The sequence below is a fragment of the Lactobacillus fornicalis genome (genome assembly GCF_055362665.1).
In genome coordinates this window covers 16,923-29,689 of record NZ_JBLTIM010000031.1, presented here as the reverse complement: position 1 = coordinate 29,689, position 12,767 = coordinate 16,923, and the positions used below count along the sequence as shown (strand labels likewise).

Here is a 12,767-nt window from a genome sequence, read left to right as displayed (position 1 = left end):
TAACTAGCACCACGCGTATTTAGAATAATTGAGGTAATTTATCATGATTGAAGATCTTGCAACTCATCAAGTTGTTAAAAATCATCATGCATTGGGAACATCGATAACTTTACAGTTATTTGGAACAGATCAAACTTGGCTTTTAGATCAAAGTATTAAATTAATTGACTATTATGAAGATCTTTTTACTGTAAATCGTGATAAAAGTGAAGTTATGGATATTAACCATGCTGCCGGGCTACATCCAGTTCAAGTATCAAGTGCAACCTATGGCTTAGTAAAGCTAGCTGTAGAAAAAAGCTTGGAAAATTTTGGCTTTAATGCCTTAATCGGTCCCGTTGTAAAGTTATGGCATATTGGTTTTAAAGGGGCACGTGTTCCAAGCCAATCTGAAATTGATGAAAAAATGAAGTTAATTAATCCAAAAAAAGTAGTATTAGATGATGAACAACAAACTGTTTTTTTGGAAGAAAAAGGAATGGAACTTGATTTAGGAGGTATTGCCAAGGGTTGGATAGCCGATCGGATTAGAGATCAATGGCGCAGTTTTGGCGTGCGAGCAGGTATTATTAATTTAGGTGGTAATGTCTTATTCGTTGGCTCTAGTCCTAAACGTTTGAGCGGTAAGTGGTCTTTGGGAGTTCAAGATCCAATTGAAAAAAGAGGGAAAAACATTACTAGTGTAATGGTTCCTGAATGCTCAGCTGTTACTAGTGGGATTTATGAACGTTATTTAGAAGTGAATGGCCATAAGTACCATCATTTAATTGATCCTAGAACAGGTTACCCAGTAGAAACTAACTTAGCTGGTGTAACTACATTTACTAAAAATAGTGTTGATGCAGAAATTGAATGCAAAAGACTATTTTTTGCTGGAAAACCAGTTGATGGATGGTTAAATGATAATCGGATTGGTGCGGTTTTCGTTTATCAAAATGAAGAAGTAACTTATGAAGGTTTTGATGGTAAATAAAAAGAAGTAGCATTGCTACTTCTTTTTTTATCCAGCTGTTTTTCCAATACTAAATAAACTGTTGAAAACACCATTAGATAGACCTGGAGTTTGATAAATAATAAAGTGAAGGAATGGGGAATCAACAGTTTGTTGAATAAACCATTGATTTTGGAGGGCATTGCACATGGAAAGGATAACATAAACAAATAAATAAGCTGCAATTAGCGATGCTAAAGCACCTAAGGTACCATCAAGCAATGAGCTAAAGCTTTTCTCGCTTTTTTTAGTAGGTAGCCATTTGCTAAACATTTTCTTTATGTGTTTACTTACGTAAAAGATAATGAAAAAGGCAATAAAGCGTGCAGCCATTAATTCCATTTGATTTGAAGCTACTGCTGCATTTTGGCCACTGTATTGGCTGTAAAGAAAATTACCAAATGGATTTTGTAAAATAATAGCTAATGAGAAAAAGACTGCTGACAAAATTAAATTAACGATTTTGCGGGTAAAACCAATTTGAAATCCTTTGTATGTTTGCCAGCCTAAATAAAGTAAAACTAATATAGTAACAATCATTTTAAATCTCCTTTTAAGGCTCTATTATAGATTAAAATTTTTAAAAATGATATTGTTTCATGCTTTGACGATTAGCAAAATTTAATTCATAATTGGATGAGTAACAAAAAATATTTTTTTGCTAAAAGTATGATTTAGCAGTAAATTGATTAGTGTGAAACAAATTATGGAGGGTAAATGAAGCCTGAACTTTTCATTAAGCAATTAGCTGAAAAAGGCTTTGCTTTAAGTCAAAAACAGATTGATCAATTTTCTAAGTATTATCAAAAACTGATTGAAGTTAATGAATATGTTAACTTAACCAGAATTACAGACTTAGAGGAAGTCTATTTAAAACATTTTTATGATAGTTTAACCCCTTTTTTAGAATATCCAGAACTTTTTAAAAAGGCGCGTATTTGTGATGTAGGAGCTGGAGCGGGATTTCCATCTATTCCTATTAAAATTTTAGTCCCTGAAATGCAATTGGCAATTGTTGATTCACTTAATAAACGATTGAAATTTTTAGCCGATTTAACAGCTGATTTAGATTTGGGACAAGTAGAATTAGTTCATGGTCGTGCAGAAGATATTGGTCAAAATGTAAAATATCGTGAAAAATTTGACTTAGTAACGGCAAGAGCGGTTGCAAATATGGCTACTTTGAGTGAATATTGCTTACCTTTAGTTAAAGAAGGAGGTAAATTTTTAGCTCTTAAAGGGCCAAAGGCAGAATCCGAGTTAGCTGATGCCCAAAAAGCAATAACAGTTTTGGGTGGGCAAGTAGCTGCAACTAAGAATTTGCGCCTGCCTGAATCAGATGAAGAACGGACTTTAATTTTATTAAATAAAGTGAAACAAACTCCGAAAAAATATCCTCGGCAAGCGGGTACACCAAGCCGCAAGCCACTTCATTAATGGAGGAACTGAACAGTGGCATTCTTTTTTTCTAAAAAAAACGAAATTCCAAAAGAAAAACAAATTCAAGATTTAGAATTAAGTAAAATTATTCCTAATCGCTATCAACCAAGACATGAATTTTCTGAAGCCTCAATTGAACAACTCGCTCAAACTTTGGAGCAAGAAGGTTTACTTCAACCAATTGTTGTAAGAGAAAAAGGCGAAAACTATGAGATTATTGCTGGTGAACGGCGCTTTCGTGCAGCTAAAAGTCTTAACTGGACGACTATCCCAGCAATTGTCCAAAATATGGATGATCAAAAAGCTGCTAGCTTAGCTTTAATTGAAAACTTACAACGTGAAAATCTTAATCCAATTGATGAAGCTCGAGCTTATGAAGACTTAATGAAATTAAATGAGTTAACGCAAACTGCTTTAGCAAAAGATATGGGGAAATCACAATCTTACATCGCTAATAAGTTACGTTTACTTAAGCTGGAACCAGAAGTACAGTCATATCTTGTATCTGGTGCTATTACAGCTCGTCATGGTCGGGCAATGTTAGGATTAACACCAGTTGAACAGTCACATGTTTTGCATGAAATATTGCAAAAGAAATTAAGTGTTAAAGAAACCGAAGCAATTTGTGAAGATGTAGATGGCTATTTTGCTAAAAAAGCTGAAGAAGTTAAAAAAGCAACCCAAAAAGAGCCTGAGAAAAAAAGAGTTGTAAAAACAGCTAAGGATTTAAAAGTTCAGATTAATACTATTAAGCAAGCTGTTAAGTTAGCAAAAGATTCTGGTATAGAAGTAAAATCCCATGAAGAAAAAATAGATGATGGGTATAAAATAACAATTGAATTACACAGAAAGTAGGGTATGTAATTGATGGTTGATATTATTTCAATTGCAAACCAAAAAGGTGGAGTTGGTAAAACAACTACAACGATTAATTTGGCTGCAAGTATTGCAAATAGAGGATATCATGTCTTAATAATTGATATTGATCCACAGGGAAATGCAACAAGTGGATTAGGAATAGAAAAGTCTACTATTCATCAAGATATTTATAATGTATTAGTTGATGAAATTCCAATAACCGATACTATTCATCATACAAGTACTCCAAATTTAGATATTGCTCCAGCAACAATTAATTTATCTGGTGCTGAAACTGAATTAATTAGTATGATGGCCAGAGAAACTCGTTTGAAATCTGCCCTTGATCAGGTGGCAAATGATTATGATTTTGCATTTATTGATTGTCCACCTTCACTTGGCCAGCTTTCAATTAATGCCTTTACTGCTAGTGATTCAATTTTAATTCCAGTACAAAGTGAATATTACGCAATGGAAGGATTAAGCCAACTTCTTAATACTATCCGCTTAGTTCAAAAACACTTTAATAAGGATTTAGATGTTGAAGGTGTACTTTTAACAATGCTTGATGCTCGGACTAATTTAGGAGCAGAAGTAGTTAAAGAAGTACAATCATACTTCAGTAAAAAAGTTTATAAAACTATTATTCCACGGATTACTAAATTGGCTGAAGCTCCAAGTTATGGTGAACCGATTACTGAATATGATCCTAAGTCGCGTGGCGCAAAGTTGTATGATGATCTAGCAAGAGAGGTGCTAAAAGCTCATGGCAAGAGACTCAAGAAATAATGAACCACGAAAAAAAGGTGGCCTTGGGCGAGGAATTGAAGCCTTATTTGAAGACACACCAACTCAAGTAGTGCAAAGTGTGGATGGAACAGAAGAAGTTGAAGAACTAAATTTAGAAGATATTCGTCCCAATCCATATCAGCCAAGAAAGAATTTTGATGATAAAAGCCTAAAAGAGTTATCTGATTCAATTAAGGAAAATGGTGTTTTTCAACCAATTATCGTTCGCAAAAGTTTAGATGGATATGAAATTATCGCTGGCGAAAGAAGATTTAGAGCTTCAAAATTAGCTAAAAAGCCAACGATTCCTGCCATTGTTCGAGACTTTGATGAAGCTCAAATGATGGAAGTTGCGGTGCTTGAAAATCTTCAACGTGAAGACTTGTCTCCATTAGAAGAAGCTCAAGCATATGAAATGCTTCAAAAGAATTTAGGATTAACGCAAGAAGAGGTTTCTAAAAGAATGGGAAAATCACGCCCATATATAGCTAATTATTTGCGTTTGTTGACTTTGCCTAAAAAAGCTAAGAAACTTTTGCAACATGGTGAATTATCAATGGGGCAAGCTAGAACTTTATTGGGTTTAAAAGATAAAGATAAGATTGATGATTTAGCTAAAAAGGTTGTTAAAGAGGGAATTCCTGTCAGAAAATTAGAAGCCTTAGTTAGTGCAATGAATGAAAAGGCTAATAAGACTTCAAAAAATGATAAGATAAGAAAGTCTGCCTTTATTCGTGCGAGCGAAAGTAGATTGTCTACTAAGTTTGGTAGCCCAGTTTCAATTTCTGAAAGTAAAAAAGGAAAAGGCCATTTATCAATTGATTTCAGTTCAACTGATGATTTGAATAGAATTTTGACAATGTTAGGAATTGATTTAGATGACTGATACAAAATTAACATATCAATTAGCTGATACCGTACTTTTGAAAAAGCCACATGCCTGTCAGGTTAATAATTGGGAAGTTTTACGTTTAGGTGCAGATATTCGTATTAAATGTATGGGATGCGGTCATATTTTGATGATGCCACGAGCAGATTTTAATAAGAGAATTAAGAAAATTTTGACCAAAGCTAATGATCCAGTTAATAAAAAATTGGAACATTACCTTCCTAAAGAAAATATTGCTTTACCTAAATAATTTTTATTAAGAAAGAGAGAATAAAGAATGTCATTAACTGCCGGAATCGTAGGATTACCAAATGTTGGTAAGTCCACTTTATTTAATGCAATTACCAAAGCTGGTGCCGAAATGGCCAATTATCCATTTGCTACAATTGAACCTAATGTGGGAATGGTTGAAGTTCCAGATCCACGCTTAGCGAGAATTGATGAATTAATTCCTGCTAAAAAGATTGTACATACTACTTTTGAATTTACTGATATTGCAGGCTTGGTTAAGGGGGCTTCTAAAGGAGAAGGTCTTGGTAATAAATTCTTAGAAAATATTCGCCAAACTGATGCTATTATTCATGTTGTTCGCTCTTTTGATGATGACAACATTACTTCTGTAACTGGTAAAGTTGATCCAGAAGAAGATATTAATACAATTAACTTGGAACTTGCTATTGCAGATTTAGATGCAGTTAATCGGCGAATTGGAAAAGTTGAAAAACTAGTTAAAGGCAATGATAAAGATGCTAAGGCTGAACTTGCCGTTCTTCAAAAGATTAAGCCAGTTCTTGAAGAAGGAAAAGCTGTAAGAAGCATTGATTTCAAGGACGATGAAAAGAAGATTGTTAAGGGGCTATTTTTGCTTACTTCAAAGCCAGTTATCTACGTGGCTAACATTGCAGAAGATTCAATGGCAGATCCTGAAAGTGATAAGTACTTCCAAATTGTTAAAAAACATGCGGAAAGTGAAAATGCAGGAGCAATTGCTATTAGTGCAGCGACTGAAGAAGAAATTGCTGGTTTAGATGATGATGAAAAGCAAGAATTTTTGGAAGCAGAAGGTGTTACTGAATCTGGTCTTGACCGTTTAATTAAGGCTGCATATCATTTGCTTGGATTGAGAACTTTCTTTACAGCTGGTGGTCCTGAAACACGTGCGTGGACTTTCCATGAAGGCATGAAAGCACCACAAGTTGCTGGTGTAATTCACTCTGACTTTGAACGTGGATTCATTCGTGCTGAAGTTGTGTCATTTGATGATTTAGACAAGTATGAAAGTATGCAAAAAGTAAAAGAAGCAGGTCGCTTACGTCTTGAAGGAAAAGATTATGTTGTTCAAGATGGAGACATTATTGAATTTAGATTTAATGTCTAAGGGGAAATAAATGAATACAAGAGAGAAAAACTTAGCTAATATACAAAAACAAGAAGAAGTTCAAGCTAAGGAAGAAAAACAAATGAATAGTGAAATGCAAAATCCAACTAGTTTGCGTAAGCAATTAACTAACAAAAATGGTGATTATGTATTTCGCTTAGAAAAAGCTTTAATCGATGCTGGAAAAAGCTCAGCGGAAGCTGAAAAAATGGTAAATGATTTGTTAAATGAAATTGTAACTGCTCAAGAGCAGGGCATTCCAGCAAGCAGTTTGTACAAAAAATCACCAATTTTAAAAGCGGAAGAAATTTTGCATCCTGTTATTAAACCTAAAAAGCCTAAGTATTGGATGAGAGCAGTTGATTCAAGTTTGCTATATTTTGTAGTATTTACTGCAATGATAGCTATTATGGCCTTAACAGCTGGAACTAAAAATCAGTACAACTCTCAATACGGTTTGCTAACATTAATTGCAATTGCGGCCATTTTAGGAACCTTGATGACTTACTATACAGATATTTTGGTGGCAGGTGGAAAAGGTAAGGCAAAATTTGGGAAAATAGCTTTATTGACAGTTGCAATGGTTGCTGTTTTATTCATAGTGATTACTATTTTCTCAAGCAAAGCATTCCAAATAATTAATCCAGTTTTACCTGCTTGGGGTAACTTGATTTTAGTAGCACTTGTTTATGGAGCAAGATATTTATTTAGAAAGCGTTATCACATTACTGGTTCAGTGTTGAACCCAGTACCACAAGTCAAATCACGTGACTAATTTGTTAGAAAAGCCTAAAATAGTTTAGATGCAAAAAAGACGGTTTAACGTCTTTTTTTCTTTTATACAGGCAATTTTGTGTATGGTATATAGGAAAAGAGGGGTTGTTTTTATGATAAAGACTTTGTTGAAGTCAGTTCGACAATATAAAACTCAATCGCTACTCTCACCTTTATGTGTGGCAATTGAAGTTTTTATTGAAATGTTCATTCCTTATATTATGGGATGGTTGATTGATAATGGAATTATGAAAGCAAACATGCCTTATATTGTTAAGACAGGAAGCTTTTTATTAATTATGGCGTTCTTTTCTCTGATTATGGGGGCTTTGGCGAGTTATTTCTCTTCAAAAGCAGCAGCGGGTTTGGCTGCAAATTTGCGTCAGGATATGTTTTTTCATACCCAAGACTTTTCATTTGAAAATATTGATAAATTTTCTAGCTCTAGTTTAGTAACTCGTTTAACTACAGATATTAATAATGTGCAACTAGCTTATCAGATGGTCATAAGAATTGCTGTAAGAGCACCTTTAATGTTGGTAGTTTCTGTGATTATGGCGTTTGCTGTTAATTCAGAGTTAGCTGTATTATTTGTGATTTTAGCTCCATTTATGGCTATTTTACTAGCGTTAATTATTAAAAGTGCCTTTCCTTATTTCCCTAAAATTTTCAAAGGATATGATCGCTTAAATCGAACAGTTCGTGAAAATGTTCGTGGAGTTCGTGAAGTAAAGACTTATGTTCACGAAAAAGAACAAATTGAAGAATTTCAAAAATCTTCTAATTATATCTATAAGTTATTTACTGCGGCTCAAAAAATCATGGCATTAAATGCTCCAGTAATGATGCTTTTGTTAAATGGTTCTATGCTGTTACTTTCTTGGTTTGGAGCTAATTTGATTGTTAATAAATCCATGCAAACTGGTCAACTGGTTTCAATGTTTTCATATTCTAATTCAGTTTTGTTCAGTTTAATGATGCTCTCAATGATTTTTACCCAATTAACTATCTCACAAGCTAGTGCTAAAAGAATTGTTGAGGTAATTGATGAGGTACCTACTATTTCTAAACCCCAGCAACATCCAGTTACTGAATTTACAAATGGAGATATATTATTTGACCATGTCAATTTTAAATACGAAAAAGACTCTGATGTGTATGCTTTAAAAGATATTAACTTGCACATTCATTCTGGAGAAACTATTGGAATTATTGGTGAAACTGGTTCAGGGAAGTCAACTTTAGTAGCTATGATTCCACGACTTTACGATTCAACAGGTGGAGCAGTAAGAGTAGCAGGACATAATGTACGGTCATATGATTTAAAAACTTTACGTGATAACGTAGCAATGGTGTTACAAAAGAATGTGCTATTTTCTGGGACTATTAAAGATAACCTTAAATGGGGTAATGAAAATGCTAGTGATGAAGAAGTTATTGCTGCAAGTAAAGTGGCTCATGCAGATGATTTTATTAAAGAATTTTCAGATGGCTACGATACTATGATTGAACAAGGTGGTAATAATGTTTCTGGAGGTCAAAAACAAAGAATTACTATTGCTCGAGCTTTACTTAAAAAGCCAAAAGTTTTAATCTTAGATGATTCAACATCTGCAGTTGATACTAAAACTGAAAAGGAAATCCGATTAGCACTTCGGAGAGATTTGCCAAAGACTACTAAAATTATTATTTCTCAAAGAATTGTTTCGATTAAAGATGCCGATCGAATTATTGTTATGAACCATGGAAAAATTGAAGATATTGGAACACACGACGAATTAATTAAGAGAAATGAATTGTATAGTTCTATTAATAAATTCTAAGAAGAACAAGGAAAGTAGGTGTAAGTAGATGGAGAAACAACAACAACCCGTCAAAAAAAGGAAAGCCCTTAAGCGCCTACTCATGTATGTTTTGAAAACAGGCCCTGCCGCTTTTCCGCTATCATTACTTGGTATTGTAATTAGTGCTTTTTCAACTGTTTATGGTTCGCTCTTTATTGAACGCTTGATTGATGACTATATAACACCAATGCTCAAGGAAAGCACACCAAATTTCACTCCACTTTTTAGAGCAATTATCATGTTAGGGGTAATCTATTTAATTGGGGTAGTAGCTACTTACGCTTACACTTTACTCATGATGATTTTGGCTCAAAAAGTTCAAAAAAGCATTCGGGATGATATGTTTAAGCATATGCAATACTTGCCAATTTCTTATTTTGATCAAAATGAATATGGCGATATTATGTCGCGATATACTAATGATATCGACACCCTAATGCAGATGATATCGCAATCAATCCCGCAATTTGTAAATTCTACTTTAGTATTATTTTTGTTCTTGGTTCAATGCTTATTTTAAGCTGGCAATTAACTATCGTAGCATTAGTGATTTTTGCATTAGCTGTTGGAATAGTAAAATACTTAACTAATAAATCTGGAAATTATTTCAAAATTCAGCAGAAGAAGTTAGGAGAACTAAATGGCTACAATGAAGAAATGCTTTCAGGATTGAAAGTAATCAAAGTATTTAGTCATGAAGAATTTGCTAAGAAAGATTTTGAAAAATACAATGAAGAATTACGAATAGCTTCAGGAAATGCGAATGTATATGCAACAGTTCTGTTTCCAATTATGGGGAATATTGGTAATATATCATATGTTTTGATTGCTTTAATTGGTGGAGTGAGCGCAATTAATGGGTATTTGCCACTTACTTTAGGAGCGATAGCTTCATTTTTACAATTATCGCGTTCATTTAGTATGCCAATTGCTCAAATTTCACAACAGTTAAACTCAATTGTAATGGCCTTAGCTGGAGCAGATCGAATTTTTAACTTACTTGATCAAGAAAAAGAAATTGACCAAGGGCAAGTCACTATTGCACCTGATCGCGAAGTAAAAGGTGCTTGGGATTGGCAAGTGCCTAGTGAAAATGCAGTAAAAGAAGTTCCAGTAAAGGGACATATTAGCTTTAAGAATGTAAATTTTGGTTATGTTCCAGATAAACAGATTCTTTATAATATAAATTTAGAAGCGAAGCCTGGCATGAAAGTAGCTCTTGTTGGTGAAACCGGTGCAGGAAAAACTACAATTTCAAGTATGATTAATCGTTTTTATGAAATTAGTTCTGGGCAAATTTTATATGATGGAATAGATATTAAAAATATTAGGAAAGATGATTTGCGTCAGTCTGTGGCAATTGTTTTGCAAGATACGCATATGTTTACAGGAACGATTATGGACAATATTCGTTTTGGTAATCCTGATGCTAGTGATGATGATGTGTATCAAGCAGCACGATTAGCTCATGCAGATGAATTTATTCATGAATTAGATGATGGTTATAATACTGTAATTGATGGAGATGGTGGCGATCTTTCTCAAGGACAAATGCAATTGTTATCAATAGCTCGAGCTATGATTGCAGATCGCCCAGTAATGATTTTAGATGAAGCTACATCAAGTATTGATACTCGAACTGAACGAATGGTCCAACAAGGGATGGACAATTTGCTAGCTGGCAGAACAAGTTTTGTCATTGCCCATAGATTATCGACGATTGTCAATTCAGATATTATTTGTGTATTAGACCATGGCCATATAATTGAAGCTGGTAATCATCAAGAGTTGCTAGCAAAGAAGGGTTACTACTATGAACTCTACACTGGCAAAAAAGAAATAGAATAATCTTAAGAATATGAAAAGAGCATGCTTTATTGCATGCTCTTTTTTATATATTCGATACAATATAAATTGAGATTATTAGAAAGTAAAAAGAGGATTCCAAGTTATGAAAATTATAGTCGTTGATGATGACAAAGAAATTGTTGAATTACTTAGTATTTACCTCAAAAATGAAGGCTATGAACCAATTGCTGCATATAGCGGAAAAGAAGCTCTAACCAAAATAGCAACGACGCCTGATATTGGATTGATGATTTTGGATATTATGATGCCGCAAATGACTGGAATTGATGTGATTAAAGAACTTAGAAAAGATTCAGATATTCCTATCATTGTTGTTTCAGCTAAAACTGGTGATATGGATAAAATTCAAGGCTTAATTACTGGAGCTGATGATTACGTTGTTAAGCCATTCAATCCATTAGAAGTTATGGCGAGAGTTCGTTCATTACTTCGTCGTAGTCAAAAGAAAGTGACAAGTGATAAACCAGATATTTTAGAAATTGGTCCTTTAGTAATTAATAAAGATTCACATGAAGTAAAAACAATTGCTGGCAATGTTATTCAATTAACAGCTCTAGAATTTGGTATTTTATATTTACTTGCAAGTCATCCAAATCGTGTATTTAGTGCTGATGAGATTTTTGAAAGGGTATGGCAACAAGAATCTGTTGTTTCAGCTAAAACAGTTATGGTTCACGTTTCTCACTTGCGTGATAAAATCCAAAAGGCTACTGATGGAGAAGAAGTTATTCAAACTGTTTGGGGAGTAGGTTACAAGGTAGAGGCTTAATATGAAAAAAAAACGCGTCAAGTTAACCGGACGTGAAAAAAGTGAATTATTTGCGGAAGCAGTAGTAACAATTATACTGCTTCTTCTTTTAAATTTATCAGTTATAATCTTAATAAACTTGGCTATTTTAACTAATCAAAGTTTAGAAAATGGAATTTATTTCTTAAAAAGCACTTTAATTTTTGGAAATGGATTACATATTTGGTCTTGGCAAAGAATTTTTGTTTTCTTTATGGGTTGTGGTGATATGTTGGTGCTATATTGGCGACTTTTACGTCGTTACCACCAAATGCAACTACGACATGTTATTCAAGAACTGCACTATATAGCTGAAGGGCATTTTGATCATCGGATTTCGTTTGTAGTGAAAACAGATTTACAAAAGGTAATTGATTCAATAAATTTCTTGGTTGATAGTACTGTAAATGCTATGAATGAAGAACGTCAGATAGAGCAATCAAAAGATGATTTAATTACTAATGTCTCTCATGATATTCGTACCCCTTTAACCTCAATTATTGGTTATTTAGGACTATTGAAAGCTGATAACAGTTTAACTGCTGATCAACTAAAATATGTTGATATTGCTTATAATAAAGCGGGACAAATGAAGGCTTTGGCCAATGACCTGTTTGATTACACAACTTTAAATTCCACAAAAACAAAAGTGAATATGGCACCACTACATTTAACATCAATGCTGGAGCAAGTAGCCGCAGGTTTTGAGTTAGAAGCTGAAGAAAAAAATATCTCTTTAAATGTTAATACTAAACCAGATGATTTAGTGATTGATGCTGATGCAGAAAAATTAGTACGCGTTTTTAATAATTTGATTTCCAATGCTTTGAAGTATGGTCATGGTGCAAGTTTTATTAACTTATCTGCTAAAAAAATTAAGGCCAATTTAGTAGAAATAAGGGTGGAAAATGATGGGGAGGCTATTCCTAAGGAAGCTCTCCAAAAGATTTTTGAACGATTTTATCGTGTAGAAACTTCTCGTAATACCAAAACGGGTGGTACTGGATTAGGATTAGCAATTGTTAAAGAAGTTATTGATTTACATCACGGAAAAATCACGTGTGAATCTAATGATCAGTTAACAAGTTTTATTATTCATCTCCCATTTAAGGTAGCTTTGCCCGAAAGCAAGGCTACTGTGTTATAAT

General features: G+C 33.6%; 13 protein-coding genes and 1 pseudogene. 13 read left to right on the top strand and 1 reads right to left on the bottom strand.

Annotated elements, in window-relative coordinates; genetic code table 11:
• Window positions 1–43 precede the first annotated feature (43 nt).
• Window positions 44–973 carry an FAD:protein FMN transferase gene (locus tag ACNDLV_RS06555; protein WP_006586224.1) on the top strand — a complete coding sequence of 310 codons (930 nt, stop codon included), beginning with the start codon at window positions 44–46 and terminating at the stop codon, window positions 971–973.
• A 27-nt stretch (window positions 974–1,000) separates the two neighbouring features.
• On the opposite strand, the gene ACNDLV_RS06550 is transcribed toward ACNDLV_RS06555, so the two are convergent.
• Window positions 1,001–1,531 (bottom strand): CvpA family protein, encoded by a 531-nt coding sequence (locus ACNDLV_RS06550; RefSeq protein WP_006586225.1) that lies wholly within the window; start codon window positions 1,529–1,531, stop codon window positions 1,001–1,003.
• Window positions 1,532–1,708: 177 nt separating this feature from the next.
• Here ACNDLV_RS06550 and rsmG point away from each other — a divergent pair, with 177 nt between their 5' ends.
• The 12 genes and pseudogenes from rsmG to ACNDLV_RS06490 all read left to right on the top strand — a co-directional run bounded on the left by rsmG (window position 1,709) and on the right by ACNDLV_RS06490 (window position 12,766).
• Window positions 1,709–2,428 (top strand): 16S rRNA (guanine(527)-N(7))-methyltransferase RsmG, encoded by a 720-nt coding sequence (rsmG, locus tag ACNDLV_RS06545; protein ID WP_006586226.1) that lies wholly within the window; start codon window positions 1,709–1,711, stop codon window positions 2,426–2,428.
• A gap of 15 nt (window positions 2,429–2,443) precedes the next feature.
• Entirely contained in the window at window positions 2,444–3,286 is an 843-nt protein-coding gene (gene noc, locus ACNDLV_RS06540; protein WP_006586227.1) for a nucleoid occlusion protein, read from the top strand.
• Window positions 3,287–3,298: 12 nt separating this feature from the next.
• Window positions 3,299–4,078 carry a ParA family protein gene (locus tag ACNDLV_RS06535; RefSeq protein ID WP_006586228.1) on the top strand — a complete coding sequence of 260 codons (780 nt, stop codon included), beginning with the start codon at window positions 3,299–3,301 and terminating at the stop codon, window positions 4,076–4,078.
• Window positions 4,056–4,964, top strand: a complete 909-nt coding sequence (locus ACNDLV_RS06530; RefSeq protein WP_006586229.1) for a ParB/RepB/Spo0J family partition protein — start codon at window positions 4,056–4,058, stop codon at window positions 4,962–4,964. The genes ACNDLV_RS06535 and ACNDLV_RS06530 overlap by 23 nt, the downstream gene beginning before the upstream one ends.
• Window positions 4,957–5,217, top strand: coding sequence for a DUF951 domain-containing protein (locus ACNDLV_RS06525; protein ID WP_006586230.1), 261 nt, complete (start codon window positions 4,957–4,959; stop codon window positions 5,215–5,217). Before ACNDLV_RS06530 ends, ACNDLV_RS06525 begins: the two co-directional genes overlap by 8 nt.
• Before the next feature lie 27 nt (window positions 5,218–5,244).
• Window positions 5,245–6,345 carry a redox-regulated ATPase YchF gene (ychF, locus tag ACNDLV_RS06520; protein ID WP_006586231.1) on the top strand — a complete coding sequence of 367 codons (1,101 nt, stop codon included), beginning with the start codon at window positions 5,245–5,247 and terminating at the stop codon, window positions 6,343–6,345.
• Between the two features lie 10 nt (window positions 6,346–6,355).
• On the top strand, window positions 6,356–7,120 hold the full coding sequence (locus ACNDLV_RS06515; protein WP_006586232.1) for a DUF1129 family protein: 765 nt from the start codon (window positions 6,356–6,358) through the stop codon (window positions 7,118–7,120).
• Between the two features lie 112 nt (window positions 7,121–7,232).
• Complete coding sequence (locus ACNDLV_RS06510; protein WP_048588367.1) at window positions 7,233–8,942, top strand: ABC transporter ATP-binding protein; 1,710 nt, start codon at window positions 7,233–7,235, stop codon at window positions 8,940–8,942.
• 28 nt (window positions 8,943–8,970) lie between these two features.
• A pseudogene (locus ACNDLV_RS06505) lies at window positions 8,971–9,830 on the top strand (ABC transporter permease); the annotation flags it as partial.
• A gap of 54 nt (window positions 9,831–9,884) precedes the next feature.
• Window positions 9,885–10,811 (top strand): ABC transporter ATP-binding protein, encoded by a 927-nt coding sequence (locus tag ACNDLV_RS06500; protein WP_374756198.1) that lies wholly within the window; start codon window positions 9,885–9,887, stop codon window positions 10,809–10,811.
• A 103-nt stretch (window positions 10,812–10,914) separates the two neighbouring features.
• Complete coding sequence (croR, locus tag ACNDLV_RS06495) at window positions 10,915–11,601, top strand: response regulator transcription factor CroR (protein WP_006586236.1); 687 nt, start codon at window positions 10,915–10,917, stop codon at window positions 11,599–11,601.
• A 1-nt stretch (window position 11,602) separates the two neighbouring features.
• The gene (locus ACNDLV_RS06490; protein ID WP_006587587.1) at window positions 11,603–12,766 is read left to right on the top strand and encodes a sensor histidine kinase; all 1,164 of its coding nucleotides are present in this window, start codon (window positions 11,603–11,605) and stop codon (window positions 12,764–12,766) included.
• Window position 12,767 lies beyond the last annotated feature (1 nt).